Source organism: Labrys sedimenti, from assembly GCF_034424805.1.
Taxonomy (GTDB): domain Bacteria; phylum Pseudomonadota; class Alphaproteobacteria; order Rhizobiales; family Labraceae; genus Labrys; species Labrys sedimenti.
This window is the reverse complement of sequence record NZ_JAXOUF010000001.1, coordinates 485,122-504,964: the sequence shown is the minus strand read 5'-3', so window position 1 is coordinate 504,964 and position 19,843 is coordinate 485,122. Positions and strand designations below refer to the sequence as shown.

The following is a 19,843-nucleotide window of genomic DNA, read 5'->3' as shown; positions in this document are numbered from 1 at the left end:
GGCCATGAATGACGAGATCTTCTTCGAACAGGCCACCAAGGTGCTCGTAGCCTGCCGTGCCAAGGGCCTTATGGTCGCGACGGCGGAATCATGCACCGGCGGACTGGTGGCGGGCGCCCTCACCGCCATTCCCGGCTCGTCCGACGTGGTGGACCGCGGCTTCGTCACCTATTCCAACGAAGCGAAGGCGCAGATGCTCGGCGTGCCGCCGGCCCTGATCGAACGGGATGGCGCGGTGAGCGAAAGCGTCGCCTTCGCCATGGCGGAGGGAGCAGTGCTCCATTCGCGAGCCGGACTGGCCGTGGCGATCACCGGCGTTGCCGGCCCAGGCGGCGGCACGGCCACCAAGCCTGTGGGTCTCGTTCATTTCGCCGCCTGGAGCCGGCAAGGACCGCGCCTGCATGTCGAGCGCCGCTTCGGCGAACTGTCACGCTCGGAGATCCGCAGGCAAGCGGTGGAGCAGGCTCTCGACCTCCTGCTGAGGCTTGTAGGCGAGATCAGGGTTACCGTCTAAACCCGCCTTGCTCTAGGATGCCGCGATTGCCTTGCGGCCATAGACGACATCCGCCCTTTTCTCGAAGGCCTCGGCGAAACGACGGAAGGCGGCCTCGAACATCGCGCCCATCAGCATGCCGAGCGTGCGGGAGCGGAAACTGTAGTCGATGAAGAACTCGACGACGCAGCCTCCCGCCCCGTCGTCCTTGAAGGACCAGCGGTTCTCCAGATGGCTGAAAGGACCGTCGAGATATTCGACGAGGATCTGCAGTTTGTCCCTGTCCATGGTCACGCGGCTGGCGAAGGTCTCACGGATCAGCTTGTAGGCCACTGTCATGTCGGCGACCATGACGAGCCGACCATCGTCCTGCGACTGGCGGCTGCGCACCCGCAGCGCCGAGCAGAGCGGCACAAAGAGCGGGTATTTTTCGACATCGGCCACCAGATCGAACATGTCGGCAGGCGAATGCTTGACGCGGCGCGTGGTACGGAAAGAGGGCATGATCAAACTCCGATGCCTTCATATAGGGATCGGCCAGCGGGCAAAACAGTTTAATCGCGGCGTTCGGGCCGCGAAGGGCGGAGCCGGGCTGCGATTTCGTTTGACAAAACGACCTCAGACTTCAATGTTGACTAAGTCAACATTGAATGGCTCCGCCTATGTCCGTCATCGACGCTATCCGCGACTTCAACCGCTTCTATACCCACAAGCTGCGCCTGCTCGATCGTCATCTGCCTGCCAGTGCCTTCCCCTTGCCGGAAGCACGCGTGCTCTACGAACTCGCCACCGCCGGTGAACAGACCGCGGCGGAAATCGGCCGGCGTCTCGACATGGACAAGGCGCATCTCAGCCGCATAGTCGCCCGCCTTCGGACGGGCGGGCTGGTCGAAAGCCGGACCGATCCGGCCCATGCCCGCCGTGATCTCCTGTCTTTGACGCCCGCCGGCCGCCGGGCTTTCGCGGAGCTCGAAGCCGGCACCACCGCGCAGCTCGACGAGCTGATGGCTCCCCTCGCAGAGAACGATCGCAGCCAGCTCGTGGGCGCCATGCAGGAGATCAAGAAACTGCTCACTCCGGGTGAGCGGTCGCCACAGCCCGTCAGGCTTCGAAAGCCGAGACCCGGGGACCTCGGCTGGGTTATCCATCGCCAAGCCCAGCTCTACCACCAGGAATATGATTGGGATTGGACCTATGAAGGGCTGGTCGCCACCATCCTGGGTGATTTTGTCGCCAATTTCGATCCTGCTCGCGAGGACGCCTGGATCGCCGAACTGGACGGGCAGATCGTCGGCTCGATCTTCCTGATGAAGAGCGATACGCCCTCTATAGCCAAGCTGCGTTTGCTTTATGTCGATCCGAGCGCGCGCGGACATGGGCTCGGCAAGAGACTGGTGCGCACCTGCATCGAGCGTGCCCGCGAGCTTGGCTACGCTACCGTGACGCTGTGGACCAACGACATCCTGACGGCTGCGCGCCGGATCTACCAGGCGGAAGGGTTTCGCCTGGTCGAGGAGAACCAGCACCATTCCTTCGGCAAGACCCTCGTCGGCCAGACCTGGACGCTGGATCTCGAGCGCTGATCCCGGTCTCCAGTCCGATCCGCGCTGCGGGTCCGGCAGCCGGAATCAGCGTCCGAGCTTGGCTGCCCGATTGGCCTTCAGCCGGGCGAAGTCGTCGCCGGCATGGTGGGACGAACGCGTCAGCGGCGAGGAGGAGACCATCAGGAAGCCCTTGGTATAGGCCACCGTCTCATAGCTCTTGAACTCGTCCGGCGTGATGTAGGCCACCACCGGATGATGCTTGCGGGACGGCGCCAGATACTGGCCGATGGTGATGAAGTCCACATTGGCCGAGCGCAGATCGTCCATCAGCTGCAGGACCTCGTTCCGCTTCTCGCCGAGGCCGACCATGATGCCGGACTTGGTGAAGATGGAGGGGTCGAGCTCCTTCACCCGCTGCAGCAGCCGCATCGAATGGAAGTAGCGCGCGCCGGGGCGGACAGTGAGGTAATTGGAAGCGACCGTTTCCATATTGTGATTGAACACATCGGGCTTGGCCGCCACCACGATCTCGAGCGCGCCTTCCTTGCGTAGAAAGTCGGGCGTCAGGATCTCGATGGTGGTGCCGGGCGAATGGTGGCGGATCGCCTTGATCACCTCGGCGAAATGCTGGGCACCGCCATCCTTGAGATCGTCGCGATCCACCGAGGTGATCACCACATGGCTGAGGCCGAGCTTGGCCACGGCGATGCCGGTATGCTCGGGCTCCATGGGATCGAGCGGCCCGGGCATGCCGGTCTTGACGTTGCAGAAAGCGCAGGCCCGCGTGCAGGTGTCGCCCATGATCATGAAGGTGGCGTGCTTCTTGTCCCAGCACTCACCGATATTGGGGCAGCCCGCTTCTTCGCAGACGGTGACGAGCTTGTTCTCCTTGACGATGGCCTGGGTATCCCGCCAGCCCGGCGATCCCGGTGCCTTCACGCGGATCCAGTCCGGCTTGCGCAGCATGGGCTGATCCGGCCGGTGCGCCTTCTCGGGATGGCGCGGCCGATTGTCGTTGTTGAGGAGATCGAGGACGACAGCCATGACAAGCCTTTCGCTTCATTGAGGCCGATATATCAGGAAAGCCTGCGCTTCACCATTGCCGGGCAAGCCCGGCTAGCCTCTCCCACACGCATGCCTGCTTTTCGCCGGCATGCGTGCAGGTCGTGCGCTCAATTTACATATGGATGGCGCGACCATAGGCGTCCAGGACGCTCTCATGCATCATTTCCGACAGGGTCGGATGCGGGAACACCGCATGCATGAGGTCTTCCTCGGTGGTCTCCAGGTTCATGGCGATCACGAAGCCCTGGATCAGTTCGGTCACCTCGGCACCGACCATATGGGCGCCCAGCAGCCGGCCGGTCTTGGCGTCGAACACCGTCTTGACCAGGCCCTCGGGTTCGCCGAGAGCGATCGCCTTGCCGTTACCGATGAAGGGGAAGCGGCCGACCTTGACGGCATAGCCCGCGTCCTTGGCCTTCTTCTCGGTCAGGCCGACGCTGGCGATCTGCGGCGTGCAATAGGTGCAGCCGGGGATCTTGTCCTTCTCGAAGGCGTGCGGGTTCTTGCCGGCGATCGCCTCGACGCAGACCACGCCCTCATGCTCGGCCTTGTGCGCCAGCATCGGCGGGCCGGCAACGTCGCCGATGGCGAAGATACCCGGCACATTGGTCTTGCCGAAACCATCGACCACCACGCAGCCACGATCGGTCTTTACGCCGAGCTTCTCCAGGCCGAGATTCTCGATATTGCCGACCACGCCGACAGCCGAGATCATGCGGTCGGCCTCGATCACCTGGGACTTGCCGTCGGCCGTCTCCACCGTCGCCTTGACCGAATTGGCGGTCTTTTCGACCTTGGTCACTTTGGCGTTGGAGAGGATCTTCATGCCGGCCTTCTCGAAGCGCTTGCGCGCATGGGCTGCGATTTCCTCATCCTCGACCGGCAGGATCTGCGGCAGCACTTCGACCACCGTCACCTCGGCACCGAGGGTGCGATAGAAGGAGGCGAATTCGATGCCGATGGCACCCGAGCCGACCACGATCAGCGACTTGGGCATGTCCGGCGGCACCATGGCGTCGAAATAGGTCCAGATCAGCTTCTTGTCCGGCTCCAGGCCGGGCAGCACGCGCGGGCGGGCGCCAGTGGCGACGATGATGTTCTTGGCCTGGTAGGTCCCGGGGCCCTGCGCGCCCTTCGGCGCCGGGATGGCCGGCCCCTGCACCGACTTGGTCGAAGCCTTGACCACGATCTCGCCGGGCTTGGTGATCTCGGCCTCGCCCCAGATCACGTCGACCTTGTTCTTCTTCAGGAGGAAGCCGACACCGGTAGCGAGCTGGGCGGAGACGCCGCGCGAACGCTTCACCACGGCGCCGACATCGGCCGAGACCGAACCGTTGAGCACGAGGCCGAAATCCTTGGCGTGCTGGGAATTGTGCAGCACCTCGGCCGAGCGCAGCAGCGCCTTGGTCGGGATGCAGCCCCAGTTGAGACAGATGCCGCCCAGATGCTCGCGCTCCACCACGGCCGTCTTGAGGCCGAGCTGGGCGGCACGAATGGCGGTGACGTAACCGCCGGGGCCTGAGCCGATCACGATGACGTCGTAGGAACTCATTTGGGGTCTCCTCTTGGGCCTGGCGCCGGGAACGCTCGTCGTCTCGGCATCGGGCCGGAAATCAGGTCTCAGATCGTCCGCTGGAGCGTTTTCCAGAAAAATTGACAGTGCTTTTGATCAAGAAAACGCATCGAAACAAAGAGTTGGAGAGAAAGTGCGATCCAGAGAAATCGCACTTTGCTCTAGCCTGCATTGGCTGCAGCCGCCGGCGTTGGGGTCGTCGCGGCCGGCGCCGCCCCCGCAGGCGAGGTCCGGGGCTGGGTCTTCCAATCGCGGGCGAAGGCGCATTTGTAATACCCCGTCGCGATATTGAGGGTTCGCGGCAGCTCCACGCAGATCACGGGCTTGCCCGTTCCCTGCTGGGGGAGCGGCTGTCCGGTGGCGGGATCGATCGCCGGCGCGGCGGCAGGCTGGCCGGGGGCCGACGGGCGATCAAGCGTGGTCTTGCTCGAATCCAGCACGCTCCAGGCTACCGGGACCACGCCGGGAACGCCATCCCGCCAGGCCCGGCCCGAGCCATCCGGATCAAGCGTGACGCGATAACCGTCGCCGATAGAAGCGATGCCGGACATGGCGATCTCGCGTGCCTGATCCATGGTTGGTTCAGGCTTGGGCGGGGCTGCAACGACAGGTTTTTCGACCAGGCCCGGGGTGTTGCAGCCCCCAAGGCCTGCCGCCAGCGCCAGGATTGCGATACCTGGTCCCCAAACCCGTCCTGCGGCCCTGCCGCTCAAACCAGCATCCCCATGGGCTTTTCGATATAGCCCTTGAAGGCCTGCATCAGTTCGGCGCCCAATGCGCCATCGACGGCGCGATGGTCGGTGGAAAGCGTCAGCGACATGACGGTCGCCACCTTGACCTCGCCACCCTGCACCACCGGCTGCTTGATGCCGGCGCCGACCGCCAGGATGGTGGCGTGCGGCGGATTGACGATGGCCGCGAACGATTTCACCCCGAACATGCCGAGATTGGAGACCGAACCGGTGCCGCCCTGATATTCCTCGGGCTTGAGCTTGCGGCTCTTTGCCCGGGCGGCCAGGTCCTTCATCTCATTGGAGATGGCCGACAGCGTCTTGCTCTCCGCAGCGCGGATGATCGGCGTGATCAGTCCGCCAGGTATGGAGACGGCGACGCCGACATCGGCATGCTTGTGCTTGAGCATGGCGCCATCGGTCCAGGAGACATTGGCATCCGGCACGGCCTTGAGCGCCAGCGCATAGGCCTTGATCACCATGTCGTTCACCGAGACCTTGAAGGCGGGCTTGCCTTCCTTGGTCAGCGGCGCGCCATGGTTGATCTGCTCGCGCAGGGCCAGCAGCGCGTCGATCTCGACTTCCACCGTCAGGTAGAAATGCGGGATGGTCGATTTGGCCTCCGTCAGGCGGCGCGCAATGGTCTTGCGCATGCCGTCATGCGGGATCTCCTCGAAGGAACCAGGCGCAAACAGCTTCTTGGTGGTCTCGTCGGCTGCACCGGCCGGCGCAGCCGGCGCGGGTGCCGCCTGGGGAGCCGCCGCGGCCTGGGCCGGTGCAGCAGCGGGCGCCGCCTTGGCGCCACCGCCTGCGATGGCGGCCTTCACATCCTTCTCGACGATGCGGCCATGCGGGCCGGAGCCCTGGATGGCGCCGAGGTCGAGGCCTGCCTCCTTGGCAAGACGCTTGGCCAAAGGCGAAGCGAAGATCCGCGCACCGGCCTGGGACGGAACAGCTGCCGGCACCGAAGCGGGAGCGGCTGGCGCAGGGGCGGCGGCTGGCGCAGCCGGAGCAGGAGTGCTCGAAGCAGCGGGAGCCGGAGCAGCAGCAGCCTTGGGAGCCTGAGCGGCGCCAGCGGCAGCAACCGCCTTGGCATCCTCGCCCTCACCGGCGATCACGGCGATGAGTTCATTGACCGGCACATCGGCGGTGCCTTCCGGCACCACGATCTTGGCCAGCACGCCTTCGTCGACAGCCTCGACTTCCATCGTCGCCTTGTCGGTCTCGATCTCCGCCAGCACGTCACCGGACTTGATGGTGTCGCCTTCCTTCTTCAGCCACTTGGCCAGGTTGCCCTTCTCCATCGTGGGAGACAGAGCCGGCATCAATACATTCACGGGCATCGGCAACTCCTCAGCGATAGAGGACGGCTTTGGCCGCCCCGACGACTTCGGCCACGCTCGGCAAAGCGAGCTTTTCGAGGTTGGCGGCATAGGGCATCGGTACGTCCTTGCCCGAAACGCGCGCGACCGGCGCATCGAGATAGTCGAAGGCCTGCTCGTTGACGCGGGCGGCGATTTCCGACCCCACGCCCGATTGCTGCCAGCCTTCCTCGACCACCACGCAGCGGCCTGTCTTCTGCACCGAGGCGATAACCGTATCGGTGTCGAGCGGGCGCAGCGAACGCATGTCGATGATCTCGACGTCGATCCCCTCGCCGGCCAGGGCTTCGGCAGCCTTGAGCGCATAGGTCATGCCGATCGACCAGGCGACCAGCGTCACGTCCTTGCCGGGCTTGACCACCTTGGCCTTGCCGATCGGCAGCACGAAGTCGTCGAGCTTGGGCACGGGATGGCTGTGGCCGTAGAGGATCTCGTTCTCGAGGAAGATCACCGGATTGGGGTCGCGAATGGCGGCCTTGAGCAGACCCTTGGCATCGGCGGCCGAATAGGGCGCCACCACCTTGAGGCCGGGAACGTGCGAGTACCAGGACCCGTAGTCCTGGCTGTGCTGAGCGCCCACGCGGGCAGCGGCGCCGTTGGGGCCACGGAACACGATCGGGCAGCCCATCTGGCCGCCGGACATATAGAGCGTCTTGGCGGCTGAATTGATGATGTGGTCGATCGCCTGCATGGCGAAGTTGAAGGTCATGAACTCCACGACCGGGCGCAGGCCCGTCATCGCAGCGCCGGTGGCGATGCCGGCGAAGCCGTGTTCGGTGATCGGCGTATCGACGACGCGGCGCGCCCCGAACTCCTGCAGCAGGCCCTGGGTGATCTTGTAGGCCCCCTGGTACTCGGCCACTTCTTCGCCGATGACGAAGACATTGGCGTCGAGACGCATTTCCTCCGCCATGGCGTCGCGCAGCGCTTCGCGGACCGTCTGGGTGACAAATTCCGTGCCGGCCGGGATCTCGCCGGACGCATCATGGGCCTCAACCGGCGCCGGGGCCGGCGCCGACTGTGCCACGGCGGGAGCGGCAACGGCCGGAGCCGCGGCGGGAGCAGCTGCAGGCTGCGGGGCCGGAGCGGAGGCGGCCGGCGCTGCGGCCTCGCCCTCACCCTGGATGAAGGCGATCTTGGTGTTGACGGCGACGTTGTCCGTGCCCTCGGGCACCAGGATCTGCGTGAGCACGCCTTCGTCGACGGCTTCGACTTCCATCGTCGCCTTGTCGGTCTCGATCTCGGCGATCACGTCGCCGGACTTGATGGTATCGCCTTCCTTTTTAAGCCATTTGGAGAGTTTGCCCTGCTCCATGGTGGGAGAGAGGGCCGGCATCAGGATATCAGGCATGGGTGCCTCGAAGTCTGGAGAATGGGATTTACGCGAGCAGGCCGGGACGGCCGACGATCACTTCAGGATGTCGGTCCACAGCTCCGAAGGATCGGGCTCGGGATCGTTGGTAGCGAAATCGGCGGCATCGTTGACGATGTCGCGGATCTCGGAATCGATCTTCTTCAGCTCTTCTTCGCTGATGCCATGCTCGCCGAGCAGGCGCGCGCGGCTCTGCTCGATCGGATCGTGTTCGGTCCGCATCTTCTGGACTTCGTCCTTGGAGCGGTACTTCGCCGGATCCGACATCGAATGGCCGCGATAGCGATAGGTCAGCATCTCCAGGATATAGGGGCCCTTGCCGGAGCGGGCATGCTCGATCGCCTTCTGGCCCGCCGCATAGATGGCGCGCACATCCATGCCGTCCACCTGCTCGCCGGGAATGTTGAAGGACAGGCCGCGGCGGGAAAAATCGGTCTGGGCCGAAGCACGGTTCACCGACGTGCCCATGGCGTATTTGTTGTTCTCGATCACGTAGACGACGGGCAGCTTCCACAGCGCCGCCATGTTGAAGCTTTCATAGACCTGGCCCTGATTGGCGGCGCCGTCGCCGAAATAGGTCAGGCTCACCTTGCCATCGGAGCGATAGGCATTGGCGAAAGCCAGGCCGGTGCCGAGCGACACCTGCGCACCCACGATGCCATGGCCGCCATAGAAGGCTTTCTCTACCGAGAACATGTGCATGGAGCCGCCCTTGCCGTGCGAATAGCCGCCCTGGCGTCCGGTCAGTTCGGCCATGACGCCACGGGGCGCCATGCCGGCCGCAATCATGTGCCCATGGTCACGATAGCCGGTGATGACCTGGTCGCCTTCGCGCGAAGCCATCTGCAGCCCGACCACGACGGCTTCCTGCCCGATATAGAGATGGCAGAAACCGCCGATCAGGCCCATGCCGTACATCTGTCCCGCCTTCTCCTCGAAGCGGCGGATCAGCAGCATCTCGCGATAAGCGTTGAGCTCCTGTTCGCGGGAGAACGACGATGCCGTCTTGGTTGCCCCCGCTGCCTTGCCCGAGCGGGCGGCAGTCTTCGAAGCCTTGCTAGCGGTAGCAGCGGCCTTTGCGGCTGTAGCGGCCATGAACCCTCCGATTATTGGTGGCTAAGCTGAGGAAGTGCTAGCGCATCCAATATCAAAAAGCGAGAGCCACACCCAAATGCTGCACTGCAACATATTGAACATGCAACACAATTATGAATTAACTTAAATTCCGTTCATTCATCAATGAACCCAATTCCTGTTATTCTTTGACACATTTTCGTCAAACTTCGAGACCGCGTGACAGCCGCCACGAAATAGAAATCCATTTAGTGAACAGGAAGCCGCAACAAGTGGAAAGCTGCCCCTACTTGGTCAGCAAGACTACTTCGTCATTGGGGTGAACGAGGCCCAGCACGTCACGTGCCTTCTCGTCCAGCATGTCCGGATCGATCGCCTGCGACCTGAGCAGGTTCACACGCCGATCAAGAGCGGCATGTTCCTTCTGCAACAGAACCAGTTCGTTGCCCAGATCCTGCTTCTGCTGGTCGAATTGGTGCTGTGCCTGGATGCCATGCTCGCCATTGAAGGCCTGATAGGAGAAATAAGCGATGGCTGCGGCCGCTCCCGCCAGGAGAGCGAGCTGGTTCAAGATGGCGCGGATGCGTGTGCGTATGACCATGAGGGCATGGTTAAGCCCGGATGGTTGATATTCCGTTGACGCCGCTTGCTGCAGCGCAAAATCTACGCCGTTTTGCCCCTTCTGCATGCTAGGCCGACAGGACCGCCATGCAAAAATGCGGCCCAAATAAAAAGCCGGGGAGCAGAAGCTCCCCGGCTTTCGTCTTTACGTCCTGTGAATCGGCCTCAGGCGAGGGCCTTCAGAGCAGCCCGGCCACCATAGAGCGCCTGGGTGCCGAGGGCCTCCTCGATGCGCAGGAGCTGATTGTACTTGGCCGTGCGATCCGAGCGGGCCAGCGAGCCCGTCTTGATCTGCCCGCAATTGGTGGCGACGGCGAGGTCGGCGATGGTGGAATCCTCCGTCTCGCCAGAGCGGTGGGACATCACGGCGCGATAGCCGGCCTTGTGGGCCATTTCCACGGCGGCGAGCGTCTCGGTCAGGGTGCCGATCTGGTTGACCTTGACCAGGATCGCATTGCCCAGGCCCTTCTTGATGCCCATGGACAGGCGCTCGGTGTTGGTCACGAACAAGTCGTCGCCGACGAGTTGCACCTTGGAACCGACCTTGTCGGTGAGCAGTTTCCAGCCTTCGAAATCGTCCTCGGACAGCCCGTCTTCGATCGACACGATCGGATAGTCCGCCGTCAACTGGGCCAGATAGTCGGCCTGTTCTGCGATCGAGCGCTTCACGCCCTCACCGCTGTAGTCGTAGACGCCGTCCTTGAAGAACTCGGTGGCGGCGCAGTCGAGGGCAAGCATCACATCCTCGCCCGGCTTGTAGCCGGCCTTCTCGATGGCACTCATCACGAAGTCGAGCGCAGCCTTGGCCGACGGCAGGTTCGGGGCGAAACCGCCCTCATCGCCGACATTGGTGTTGTGGCCGGCATCCTTCAGGCCCTTCTTCAAGGTGTGGAAGATCTCGGCGCCCATGCGCAAGCCTTCGGCGAAGGTCGGCGCACCGACCGGCATCACCATGAATTCCTGGAAATCGATGGGGTTGTCGGCATGCACGCCGCCATTGACGATGTTCATCATCGGCACCGGCAGGACGCGGGCGGCGGGACCGCCGACATAGCGCCACAGCGGCAGGCCGGCCGACTGGGCTGCGGCCTTGGCCACGGCGAGGGAGACGCCGAGAATGGCATTGGCACCCAGGCGCGACTTGTTCGGCGTGCCGTCGAGATCGATCATGGCCTGGTCGACCTGGATCTGGTCTTCGGCGTCCAGACCGCCGAGAGCCTCATAGATCTCGCCATTGACGGCCTCAACCGCCTTTTCGACGCCCTTGCCGCCATAGCGCTTGCCGCCATCGCGCAACTCGACCGCCTCATGGGCGCCGGTGGAAGCGCCGGACGGCACGGCCGCACGCCCCGTCGAACCGTCCTCCAGCAAGACATCGACCTCGACCGTCGGATTGCCACGGCTGTCCAGAATTTCGCGGGCGATGATGTCGCTGATGGCGGTCATGGGGCTGCTCCTGTTTGCGATGACGGATTGTTCGTCGCGCTCATAGCGGATGAACGGCCATGGCGAAAGAGCAAAACAACGTCACCAAACTGCCATCTCAGACGCGTGCGGCCTTGGACGGTAACAAACGGGCCTGCACTTCGTCGAGCATTTCCCGCCGCGTCGGTGTCATGCCACCGGCAGCCTCGGCCACCTTATGCATGAGATCGATCAGGTCCTTGCGCTCGTCTGCCGCAAGCTGCTTGTCGAACAACGGCGCCAATTCACGGAACAGCACCGAGAAGCTCGGGGTATTGCGGGCGACATATTCTGCAAAGGTCCGATGCTCGACCAGCTTATCGCCATAGCCGAACACAGTGCGGGCGGCTTCGTCAATCAGCTTTTCGGCAGCCGGCAGCACGGCGTGATCGACGCTGCCCAGCTTGATCAGCAGGGCGAGAGCGCCATCGCGCGCTTCCGTCACGGAGCGTACCGCCGCTTTCGCCTCCGCGTCCCGAGCCCGCTGCATGCGCCGCTGGCGCGCCGCCGCGCTGAAATAGGAGGCGATGACTTCGTGCCCGTCAAAACGGATCAACCAAAAGACGAACCAGCCCATGAAGGCACTCAGGATCAAAGCAATGACCGGCATAGTATTCCCCAGCGTTAGTATGGAGGTCTTGCCACGAAATAGTCACATTGTCACGACAGCCGACATTGCTTCGCGCAAAGCATGTTCACGCAGGAACACCTGCTTGCACTCACAGTCTGTTTGGCCTGCCATTGCGATCCTTATCGATGAGGGCAAGTCGCAAAATGCCCTGGGAAACAGCTTGCATGGATGCTGAAAATCGCCGATTGGCGAGCCGATTATCCATGCATGGGAGACAGACATGCCCAGTTTCGACCCTTCCACGCTCCAGCTTGGCAGCGAAAGCAAGATCCCTGCATCACCCGAGGAAGCCCGGCTCGACCGGGTTCCCAATCCGCAGGCCGATACTCTCTATCTCGCCCGATTCACCTGTCCCGAATTCACATCGTTGTGCCCGGTGACGGGGCAGCCCGACTTTGCCCATCTCGTCATCGACTATGCGCCGAAGGACTGGCTCGTCGAGTCCAAGTCGCTCAAGCTCTATCTCACCAGCTTCCGCAATCACGGCGCCTTCCACGAGGATTGCACCGTGGCCGTCGGTCGTCGCCTCGTCGAACTGCTGGAGCCGCGCTGGCTGCGCATCGGCGGCTATTGGTATCCGCGCGGCGGCATTCCCATCGATGTGTTCTGGCAGACCGGCAAGCCGCCCGAAGAGCTCTGGCTGCCGGACCAGGGCGTACCGACCTATCGTGGCCGGGGCTGAGCGAAAGGGAACGCCTATGGGCGCTGGCTTGGCGAGTACGGCGCGGGAAGAAGGAGGGTCGATCTCCAGATCGACCACCTTCGCCCTCTATTTCGCTCGACGTTTCCAAGACGGTCGATCTGGAGATCGACCCTCCACTGTTCCGTCACGACCATGATGCCAGCTCTCATGGAGGGGTAATTGCCTCCAGGGCGCTCAGCCCTTGGCGATCGCGTCGAACTGCTTCAGCCGCGTGAGCAGCGCCTCAAGCTGGTTGAGCGGCACCATGTTGGGGCCGTCGGACGGAGCGTGATCGGGGTCCTGGTGGGTCTCGATGAAGACGGCAGCCACGCCGACCGCCACGGCGGCGCGGGCCAGGACCGGCACGAATTCGCGCTGGCCGCCAGACGAGGTCCCCTGCCCGCCCGGCTGCTGGACCGAATGGGTAGCATCGAACACCACCGGCGCACCGATCTGCTCGGCCATGATCGGCAGCGCGCGCATGTCGGTCACCAGCGTATTGTAGCCGAAGGAGGCGCCGCGCTCGGTCACCAGCACGTTGGGATTGCCGGCCTCGGTGATCTTGGCGACGACGTTCTTCATGTCCCACGGCGCCAGGAACTGCCCCTTCTTGACGTTGACGACCCGGCCGGTACGGGCGGCCGCCACCAGGAGATCGGTCTGGCGCGAGAGGAAGGCCGGAATCTGCAGCACGTCGACGACCTCAGCGACCTTGGCGCATTGATCGTTTTCATGGACGTCGGTGATGACGGGCACACCGAACTTCTCGCGGATCTCGGCAAAGATCGGCAACGCCTTCTCGAGGCCGACGCCGCGAGCCCCCGTGGCCGAGGTGCGGTTGGCCTTGTCGAACGAGCTCTTATAGATCAGGCCCAGGCCGAGCCTGTCGGTGATCGCCTTGATGCCGGTCGCCATTTCCATGGCGTGGTCGCGGCTCTCCATTTGGCAGGGGCCTGCGATCACGGTGAGCGGCAGCGCATTGCCGATGCGGAGCTTGCCAAGGGAGACGACGGAGTTGGCGGCGGTCATGGGCGATCCTGGAACTGAGAGGTCATGCCGGAGATAAGGCTGACGGCGGGCGAAGGCAAGTTCGGCGCATATCGCGGGACCGCAACCGCCTCGCTTCCGTGCACTGACCTTACCGAGACAGGCGCGGGATTGGTGTGCAGATCTCCAGATCGGCATTCCTGGAAACGATGGATTTGCCGGCAAGGAAGATGCCGATCTGGAGATCGGCACACCACCCCCGTCATCTCCGCTCAGGCCCTGGGCTCTTCGAAAATCAGGGCTGTGCCGAAATTGTCGGCGGCCGCTACTGCCAGGTGCTTGCGGTGGCGGATGAAGGCGATGCCGCCCTGTTCCAGGCGGGCAGCCATGGCTTCGAGCGGCGCCGTCACCTTGAAGGCAGCAAGGCGCGCACCATCGGCCAGTGACAGCGCCGGCTGGAGGCCGAGCACGTCTTGGTAGCAATCCGGAGACATCGCCTCCACGGTCCCGCGAGGCGTGACGATCGCCATGTTGCGGGCGCTGGCGCAGACCGCCCTCGCGCCTGTGAAGGCTTCGAAGAACGGCACGGTTGCCGCGGGTTCTGCCGCCAGCATGACGATGCCGCCGAGTTTGACGGCCCCGTTCTCGTGGCGCTGAAAGTCGGGATTCCAGAAATTCTGCGGCTCGTGCTGCTGCGTGGCGAAAAAGCCTGACGCCGGCATGGCTGCATCGGCAGCGAAGGCAAGCGTGAAGGCGACGCGGACCTCCGAACCATCCGGTCGCCTCGCCTGGCGTTCGAAGAAGAAGGGATCCAAGCCGCCGATGCCGGCCTCGTCGAAGGCCAGTTTGTCGACGGCGGCATCCTGCGCCTCGACCACCAGCATGGCGAAGCCGTCGCCATAGCGTTCAAGATAATCTCGGGAGAAGGTGGCAAAACGCGAGCGGTCGGCCCAGACAGCATCGGTGATGCCTTCGCTGCCGACCGTGATCAGTTCCAGGAAGGTGCCCGGGAACTGCACCACATGGTTCTCGGTGCCCCAGGGGTGGCGGTTGCGGGCGCCGACCGTGAATCCAAGCGCCCGGTAATGCGAGGCGGCGGCCTCGAGGTCGCGAACGGCAAGAACGAGATGATCGAGACCACGAGGCATGATGTTGCTCCGGTGTGCCGGTCTTCTCAGTTCCATCGAGAGATGGAACGAGACCGGCATATCGCAAATGCCGGTCTGAAGACCGGCACACCAACTACACCAACCGGCTCTGTTCGACGGCAGCCGCGATGAAGCTCGAGAACAAGGGATGCGGCTCGAAGGGACGCGACTTCAGTTCGGGATGGTACTGCACGCCGATGAACCAGGGATGATCGGCATATTCGATCGTCTCCGGCAGCAAGCCGTCCGGCGAGGTGCCGCAGAACACCATGCCCTTGTCTTCCAGGCGCTCGCGATAGCTCATGTTCACTTCATAGCGATGGCGATGGCGCTCGGAGATCGAAGTCGAGTCGTAAATGCTGGCAATCTTGGACCCGCTCTTCAGCGTCGCCTGATAGGCGCCGAGCCGCATGGTGCCGCCGAGATCGCCGCCTTGCGCGCGCTGCTCAAGCTCGTTGCCCTTCATCCATTCGGTCATCAGGCCGACGACAGGCTCTTTCGTCGCGCCGAACTCGGTGGAATTGGCATTCTTGATGCCGGCGAGCGAGCGGGCGCCTTCGATCACCGCCATCTGCATGCCGAAGCAGATGCCGAAATAGGGCACCTTGCGCTCGCGGGCGAAGGTCACCGCCTTGATCTTGCCCTCGGCGCCGCGCTGGCCGAAGCCGCCGGGCACCAGGATGCCGTGGACATGCTCCAGATGAGGGGCCGGATCGTCCTGCTCGAAGATCTCGCTTTCGATCCAGTCCAGCTTGACCTTGACGCCATTGGCGATGCCGCCGTGCGTCAGTGCCTCGGTGAGCGACTTATAGGCATCCTTGAGGCCGGTATATTTGCCGACGATGGCAATGGTCACCTCGCCCTCGGGATTGTGGATGGTCTGGGAGATCTTGCGCCAGCGCGACAAATCGGGCTTGGGCGCATCCTCGATGCCGAAGGCTGCCAGCACTTCCGTATCGAGGCCCTGCTCGTGATAGGCGATGGGCACGTCATAGATCGAAGCGACGTCGCGCGCCTCGATCACCGCGGTCTCGCGCACATTGCAGAACAGAGCGAGCTTGCGCCGTTCTTCCTTCGGGATCTCGCGATCGGAACGGCAGAGTAGGATGTCGGGCTGGATGCCGATCGAACGCAGTTCGGCCACCGAATGCTGCGTCGGCTTCGTCTTGAGCTCGCCGGCCGAGGGAATGAAGGGCAGCAGCGTCAGATGGGTGTAGATGCAGGCGCCGCGCGGCAAATCGGACTTGATCTGGCGGATCGCCTCGAAGAAAGGCAGGCCCTCGATGTCGCCGACGGTGCCACCGATCTCGACCAGCACGAAATCCACGCCGTCATTGCCCTTGAGGACGAAGTCCTTGATGGCATTGGTGACATGGGGAATGACCTGGATGGTGGCGCCGAGATAGTCGCCGCGCCGTTCCTTGGTGATGATGTCAAGATAGATCCGGCCCGTGGTGATGTTGTCGTCCTTGGAGGCCGGACGTCCGGTGAAGCGCTCGTAATGGCCGAGGTCGAGGTCGGTTTCGGCCCCGTCATCGGTGACGAAGACCTCGCCATGCTCGTACGGGCTCATCGTGCCCGGATCGACATTGAGATAGGGATCGAGTTTGCGAAGGCGGACTTTGTAGCCGCGCGCCTGCAAAAGGGCGCCGAGGGCGGCTGAAGCCAACCCTTTTCCAAGCGAGGAGACCACGCCGCCGGTGATGAAAATGTACCGCGTCATGGACCCCCACTTAGACAAAAACACAATGATTCGACGAGCGGGCAATCGCTGCCCGCAGGATTATTTTCAAGTGACGCAAAGCGTTTTGCGATTTGGTGGAATCACCAAGAATCGCAAAGACGCGTCGGAACAATGAGTTAGAGCAAATAAGCGTTCGAGCTTGAACGCGCTTTGCTCTAGGACGCTACAGTCCCGAGCCCGACAATCACGCTGCCGGGCTGTTCATTACGGCTTGGCCGGTGCCGCCGGTTCGCCACCGCCCTGCAGCTGATCGAACACCGACCCGCCATTGGACGGGGCCGGAGCTGCCGGTGCGGGCTGGGCCGGCGTCGCAGGCTGATTGGCCGGCTGGCTCGTCGGCGCGGCCGGACGATACTGGTCGAGCAGCGAACCACCCGGGCGGCTCTGTTGATTGGCAAGAATCGTCAAGAGCAGGCTGGTGATGAAGAAGGCGGCCGCGAGGCCCGCCGTCGTCCGCGTCAGCAGATTCGCCTGGCCGCGTCCGGTCATGAAACCGCCCGAGCCGCCGCCGATGCCGAGCCCCCCACCTTCGGAGCGCTGCAGCAGCACCACAACAACAAGGGCCAGGACCACCATCAGGTGGATCGAGATGAGAACGGTTTGCATGGACTGATCCGGAAAGAATTCGGGCGCGTTCCTACACGAAGCGAGGCCCGCTGACTACCCCTGTCATATGGGAAGCTGGCATGAGCTGCGCCAGCCCCCCGTTCTTGAAGCTCAGGCGGGCTGCTTTGCGGCGACAAACGCCTCGTGCTCGCTCACAAGTTCACCCGACAGCGCCTTGGCAATCAGGGTCCGCGTCTCCGGGATACCGTAGATCGCCGCGAAGGAGCCGAAGCGCGGGCCCCTCTGCTCGCCCAGGAGAATGCGATAGAGCGTGTTGAACCACTCCAGCGATACACCAGGACGCTCTGATGTGGCGCCCTTGGCCTTGAAGTCCTGATAGGGCGGCAGGCTGCGACCGACATCATAGACCTTGTCCTGTATCATCGCCGCATCGGCATCGGCCGGCAACTCGCCGAGGGCGTCCGACAGCGCCTCAAGGGCGGCGCGCTCGGCGTCGGTGGGCACCGAATACTGTTTGGCCGGCTTCACGAAGTCCCGGAAATAACGGATCGCATATTCGACCAGCCTGTCGAGTTGCGGATGGGTCTGCGGCGATGCGTCCGGCGCATGGCGACGCAGGAAGCCCCACAGCACGTCCTTGTTCTCCGCGTTGGCGACGGCAACCAGATTGAGCAGCAGCGCAAAATTGATCGTAGTGCGCGCACCTTCCTGGCCGATCGTCTCCGGGGCCGGCGGATTGCCGCCATGAATGTGCCACACCGGGTTGCCGAGCTGGTTCTTGGCATCCTGCCGCCCGAACCCGCCCAGAAACTGCAGATACTCATCGACGGCGCGCGGAATGACGTCGAAATGCAGTTTCTTGGCCGAGCGTGGCGACTGGTACATGTACAACGCCAGGCTCTCCGGCGTGGCATAGGTCAGCCATTCGTCGATGGTCAGACCATTGCCCTTCGACTTCGAGATCTTCTGGCCGTGCTGGTCGAGGAAGAGCTCGTAGACATAGTGCTCCGGGGCCGTGCCACCGAGGATCTCGCAAATGGCGTCATAGACCGGCGCGTTGGTCTGGTGGTCCTTGCCGAACATCTCGAAGTCGACATCGAGCGCCGCCCAGCGCGCGCCGAAATCCGGCTTCCATTGCAACTTCACCTTGCCGCCGGTGACCGGCAGAGTCTTGTCGACGCCGTCCTCGTCGGTGAAGGTGATGGTCCCCGCCTTGGCATTCACATCCTTGAGTGGCACATAGAGCACTCGCCCGCTGCTCGGAGAGATCGGCAGGAACGGCGAATAGGTCGCCTGCCGCTCCTCGCCGAGGGTCGGCAGCATGACGGCCATGATCTCGTCGTACTTTTCGGCGGCCTTCAGCAGCACGGCATCGAGCTTACCGGATGCATAGTATTCCGTCGCGCTGGCGAATTCGTAATCGAACCCGAACGTATCGAGGAAGCGACGCAGCATGGCGTTGTTGTGATCGCCGAAGCTCTTGTAGTCGCCGCCAAACGGGTTGGGAACACGGGTCAGCGGCATCTGCAGATAAGGCTTGAGCGCTTCGGGATCCGGCACATTCTCCGGGATCTTGCGCATGCCATCCATATCGTCGGAGAAGCAGAGCAACCGGGTCGGAATACGATCTTCCGTCAGCAGGCGAAAGGCATTGCGCACCATGGTGGTACGCGCGACCTCGCCGAAGGTGCCGATATGCGGCAGGCCCGAGGGACCATAGCCTGTCTCGAACAAGACCTCTTTCTTGTCGCCGGACCGCTTCTGCAAACGGGCGACGAGCTTCCTCGCCTCCTCGAATGGCCAGGCGGCGGAGACATTGGCGGCCGCGACGAGCTCGGCCGGATAGAGATTTGACATGTTCGATCCGATTTTTTCTGCTGCTTGTGGACGGGAAGCCAGACGGCGCACGAGGTCGTTTGATTTCCCTCGACCGCAAGCGGAAGGCACAGCCATATTCAGGCCGGGCCGCAGCGTCAATCTTGGCGCGAGAATCTTTGGCGCGGGCAAATGATCGATCGAGGGGCTTGATGACGCCGCTTCTGGACTATCTGACCGCCGCTCTCGTCACCTTGCTGGTGGTGGTCGATCCACCCGGCCTCGGCCCGATCTTCCTGGGCGTCACGCGCGGCATGAACAAGGAGCAGCAGCATTCGGTCGGCTGGCGCGCCAGCGTGATCGGCTTCGGCGTGCTCGCCTTCTTCGCCATTGCCGGCGAACCCTTCCTCAGGCTGCTCGGCATCACCACACCGGCCTTCCGCATCGCCGGCGGCCTGCTGCTGTTCGCCATCGCCTATGAAATGGTGTTCGACCGCTCCAACGTGCGCAAGAACGAGACCGCGGAGACCGCCATCACCAAGGACTTCATCTCCAACGTTGCGGCCTTTCCGCTGGCGATCCCCTTGATCGCCGGCCCAGGCGCCATCACCGCGGTGATGCTGCTCTCGGCCCAGGCCCATGGCGAGCCCGCCAAATTCGCCTCCCTGTTTCTCGTCATCGCCTTCGTCACGGCCTGCTGCTACGTCTCGTTCCGCCTCGCCGGGGTGATCAACAAGCTCCTGGGCATCACCGGCAATGTCGTACTGACACGGCTTCTCGGCATCGTGCTGTCGGCCCTGGCGGTGCAGTTCATCGTCGACGGGGTCAGGGCGATCGTGGCGGGATAGCGGGCCCGCAGCGCGTTCGCCCCCCTGCCCTCCATCCGGGAGGCGATGATCCGGCCTTCGATCGCGCCCAAAGCAAAACGCCGGCCACAGGATGTGACCGGC

Annotated in this window: 19 protein-coding genes; 4 read left to right on the top strand and 15 right to left on the bottom strand. The window is 63.3% G+C overall.

What is annotated here, in order from left to right:
• Positions 1-4 precede the first annotated feature (4 nt).
• Positions 5-514 carry a CinA family protein gene (locus tag U1R88_RS02315; RefSeq protein ID WP_322429801.1) on the top strand — a complete coding sequence of 170 codons (510 nt, stop codon included), beginning with the start codon at positions 5-7 and terminating at the stop codon, positions 512-514.
• Positions 515-526: 12 nt separating this feature from the next.
• Here U1R88_RS02315 and U1R88_RS02310 read toward each other — a convergent pair whose 3' ends face one another.
• The gene (locus U1R88_RS02310) at positions 527-997 is read right to left on the bottom strand and encodes a type II toxin-antitoxin system RatA family toxin (RefSeq protein WP_322429800.1); all 471 of its coding nucleotides are present in this window, start codon (positions 995-997) and stop codon (positions 527-529) included.
• A 158-nt stretch (positions 998-1,155) separates the two neighbouring features.
• Between U1R88_RS02310 and U1R88_RS02305 the strand changes: the two genes are divergently transcribed.
• A complete protein-coding gene (locus U1R88_RS02305) occupies positions 1,156-2,076 on the top strand; it encodes a bifunctional helix-turn-helix transcriptional regulator/GNAT family N-acetyltransferase (protein ID WP_322429799.1) in 921 nt (306 codons plus the stop codon).
• A gap of 45 nt (positions 2,077-2,121) precedes the next feature.
• On the opposite strand, the gene lipA is transcribed toward U1R88_RS02305, so the two are convergent.
• The 9 genes from lipA to U1R88_RS02260 all read right to left on the bottom strand — a co-directional run bounded on the left by lipA (position 2,122) and on the right by U1R88_RS02260 (position 11,929).
• Positions 2,122-3,081 carry a lipoyl synthase gene (gene lipA, locus U1R88_RS02300; protein ID WP_322429798.1) on the bottom strand — a complete coding sequence of 320 codons (960 nt, stop codon included), beginning with the start codon at positions 3,079-3,081 and terminating at the stop codon, positions 2,122-2,124.
• A gap of 133 nt (positions 3,082-3,214) precedes the next feature.
• Positions 3,215-4,654 carry a dihydrolipoyl dehydrogenase gene (lpdA, locus tag U1R88_RS02295; protein ID WP_322429797.1) on the bottom strand — a complete coding sequence of 480 codons (1,440 nt, stop codon included), beginning with the start codon at positions 4,652-4,654 and terminating at the stop codon, positions 3,215-3,217.
• 182 nt (positions 4,655-4,836) lie between these two features.
• Positions 4,837-5,250: a hypothetical protein gene (locus tag U1R88_RS02290; protein ID WP_322429796.1), complete on the bottom strand. Its 414-nt coding sequence runs from the start codon at positions 5,248-5,250 to the stop codon at positions 4,837-4,839.
• A gap of 134 nt (positions 5,251-5,384) precedes the next feature.
• On the bottom strand, positions 5,385-6,749 hold the full coding sequence (locus U1R88_RS02285; protein ID WP_322429795.1) for a pyruvate dehydrogenase complex dihydrolipoamide acetyltransferase: 1,365 nt from the start codon (positions 6,747-6,749) through the stop codon (positions 5,385-5,387).
• Between the two features lie 10 nt (positions 6,750-6,759).
• Entirely contained in the window at positions 6,760-8,139 is a 1,380-nt protein-coding gene (locus tag U1R88_RS02280; RefSeq protein WP_322429794.1) for a pyruvate dehydrogenase complex E1 component subunit beta, read from the bottom strand.
• A gap of 57 nt (positions 8,140-8,196) precedes the next feature.
• Positions 8,197-9,255 carry a pyruvate dehydrogenase (acetyl-transferring) E1 component subunit alpha gene (pdhA, locus tag U1R88_RS02275; RefSeq protein WP_082979867.1) on the bottom strand — a complete coding sequence of 353 codons (1,059 nt, stop codon included), beginning with the start codon at positions 9,253-9,255 and terminating at the stop codon, positions 8,197-8,199.
• Between the two features lie 265 nt (positions 9,256-9,520).
• Positions 9,521-9,835, bottom strand: coding sequence for an FtsB family cell division protein (locus U1R88_RS02270; RefSeq protein ID WP_068290812.1), 315 nt, complete (start codon positions 9,833-9,835; stop codon positions 9,521-9,523).
• Positions 9,836-10,020: 185 nt separating this feature from the next.
• Positions 10,021-11,301 carry a phosphopyruvate hydratase gene (eno, locus tag U1R88_RS02265; RefSeq protein ID WP_068290814.1) on the bottom strand — a complete coding sequence of 427 codons (1,281 nt, stop codon included), beginning with the start codon at positions 11,299-11,301 and terminating at the stop codon, positions 10,021-10,023.
• Positions 11,302-11,398: 97 nt separating this feature from the next.
• Positions 11,399-11,929, bottom strand: a complete 531-nt coding sequence (locus U1R88_RS02260; protein WP_068290816.1) for a tellurite resistance TerB family protein — start codon at positions 11,927-11,929, stop codon at positions 11,399-11,401.
• A gap of 241 nt (positions 11,930-12,170) precedes the next feature.
• Here U1R88_RS02260 and queF point away from each other — a divergent pair, with 241 nt between their 5' ends.
• Positions 12,171-12,632, top strand: a complete 462-nt coding sequence (gene queF / locus U1R88_RS02255) for a preQ(1) synthase (protein ID WP_068290819.1) — start codon at positions 12,171-12,173, stop codon at positions 12,630-12,632.
• 195 nt (positions 12,633-12,827) lie between these two features.
• Here the strand turns inward: queF and kdsA are convergent, their stop codons facing one another.
• The 5 genes from kdsA to U1R88_RS02230 form a co-directional block, all read right to left on the bottom strand.
• Entirely contained in the window at positions 12,828-13,661 is an 834-nt protein-coding gene (kdsA, locus tag U1R88_RS02250; protein ID WP_322429793.1) for a 3-deoxy-8-phosphooctulonate synthase, read from the bottom strand.
• Positions 13,662-13,891: 230 nt separating this feature from the next.
• The gene (locus U1R88_RS02245; protein ID WP_322429792.1) at positions 13,892-14,767 is read right to left on the bottom strand and encodes a VOC family protein; all 876 of its coding nucleotides are present in this window, start codon (positions 14,765-14,767) and stop codon (positions 13,892-13,894) included.
• Between the two features lie 94 nt (positions 14,768-14,861).
• Positions 14,862-16,490: a CTP synthase gene (pyrG, locus tag U1R88_RS02240; RefSeq protein ID WP_322429791.1), complete on the bottom strand. Its 1,629-nt coding sequence runs from the start codon at positions 16,488-16,490 to the stop codon at positions 14,862-14,864.
• Between the two features lie 225 nt (positions 16,491-16,715).
• A complete protein-coding gene (gene secG / locus U1R88_RS02235) occupies positions 16,716-17,117 on the bottom strand; it encodes a preprotein translocase subunit SecG (protein WP_068290825.1) in 402 nt (133 codons plus the stop codon).
• 111 nt (positions 17,118-17,228) lie between these two features.
• Positions 17,229-18,935 carry a lysine--tRNA ligase gene (locus U1R88_RS02230; protein WP_322429790.1) on the bottom strand — a complete coding sequence of 569 codons (1,707 nt, stop codon included), beginning with the start codon at positions 18,933-18,935 and terminating at the stop codon, positions 17,229-17,231.
• 170 nt (positions 18,936-19,105) lie between these two features.
• Between U1R88_RS02230 and U1R88_RS02225 the strand changes: the two genes are divergently transcribed.
• A complete protein-coding gene (locus tag U1R88_RS02225) occupies positions 19,106-19,741 on the top strand; it encodes a MarC family protein (RefSeq protein WP_068290829.1) in 636 nt (211 codons plus the stop codon).
• Positions 19,742-19,843 lie beyond the last annotated feature (102 nt).

What these genes read in the sequence shown, in the direction of transcription:
- U1R88_RS02315 (WP_322429801.1), top strand. Translation starts at nt 5, where the DNA reads ATGAATGACGAGATCTTCTTCGAACAGGCCACCAAGGTGCTCGTAGCC.
- U1R88_RS02310 (WP_322429800.1), bottom strand. Translation starts at nt 997, where the DNA reads ATGCCCTCTTTCCGTACCACGCGCCGCGTCAAGCATTCGCCTGCCGAC.
- U1R88_RS02305 (WP_322429799.1), top strand. Translation starts at nt 1,156, where the DNA reads ATGTCCGTCATCGACGCTATCCGCGACTTCAACCGCTTCTATACCCAC.
- lipA (WP_322429798.1), bottom strand. Translation starts at nt 3,081, where the DNA reads ATGGCTGTCGTCCTCGATCTCCTCAACAACGACAATCGGCCGCGCCAT.
- lpdA (WP_322429797.1), bottom strand. Translation starts at nt 4,654, where the DNA reads ATGAGTTCCTACGACGTCATCGTGATCGGCTCAGGCCCCGGCGGTTAC.
- U1R88_RS02290 (WP_322429796.1), bottom strand. Translation starts at nt 5,250, where the DNA reads ATGGATCAGGCACGCGAGATCGCCATGTCCGGCATCGCTTCTATCGGC.
- U1R88_RS02285 (WP_322429795.1), bottom strand. Translation starts at nt 6,749, where the DNA reads ATGCCCGTGAATGTATTGATGCCGGCTCTGTCTCCCACGATGGAGAAG.
- U1R88_RS02280 (WP_322429794.1), bottom strand. Translation starts at nt 8,139, where the DNA reads ATGCCTGATATCCTGATGCCGGCCCTCTCTCCCACCATGGAGCAGGGC.
- pdhA (WP_082979867.1), bottom strand. Translation starts at nt 9,255, where the DNA reads ATGGCCGCTACAGCCGCAAAGGCCGCTGCTACCGCTAGCAAGGCTTCG.
- U1R88_RS02270 (WP_068290812.1), bottom strand. Translation starts at nt 9,835, where the DNA reads ATGGTCATACGCACACGCATCCGCGCCATCTTGAACCAGCTCGCTCTC.
- eno (WP_068290814.1), bottom strand. Translation starts at nt 11,301, where the DNA reads ATGACCGCCATCAGCGACATCATCGCCCGCGAAATTCTGGACAGCCGT.
- U1R88_RS02260 (WP_068290816.1), bottom strand. Translation starts at nt 11,929, where the DNA reads ATGCCGGTCATTGCTTTGATCCTGAGTGCCTTCATGGGCTGGTTCGTC.
- queF (WP_068290819.1), top strand. Translation starts at nt 12,171, where the DNA reads ATGCCCAGTTTCGACCCTTCCACGCTCCAGCTTGGCAGCGAAAGCAAG.
- kdsA (WP_322429793.1), bottom strand. Translation starts at nt 13,661, where the DNA reads ATGACCGCCGCCAACTCCGTCGTCTCCCTTGGCAAGCTCCGCATCGGC.
- U1R88_RS02245 (WP_322429792.1), bottom strand. Translation starts at nt 14,767, where the DNA reads ATGCCTCGTGGTCTCGATCATCTCGTTCTTGCCGTTCGCGACCTCGAG.
- pyrG (WP_322429791.1), bottom strand. Translation starts at nt 16,490, where the DNA reads ATGACGCGGTACATTTTCATCACCGGCGGCGTGGTCTCCTCGCTTGGA.
- secG (WP_068290825.1), bottom strand. Translation starts at nt 17,117, where the DNA reads ATGCAAACCGTTCTCATCTCGATCCACCTGATGGTGGTCCTGGCCCTT.
- U1R88_RS02230 (WP_322429790.1), bottom strand. Translation starts at nt 18,935, where the DNA reads ATGTCAAATCTCTATCCGGCCGAGCTCGTCGCGGCCGCCAATGTCTCC.
- U1R88_RS02225 (WP_068290829.1), top strand. Translation starts at nt 19,106, where the DNA reads ATGACGCCGCTTCTGGACTATCTGACCGCCGCTCTCGTCACCTTGCTG.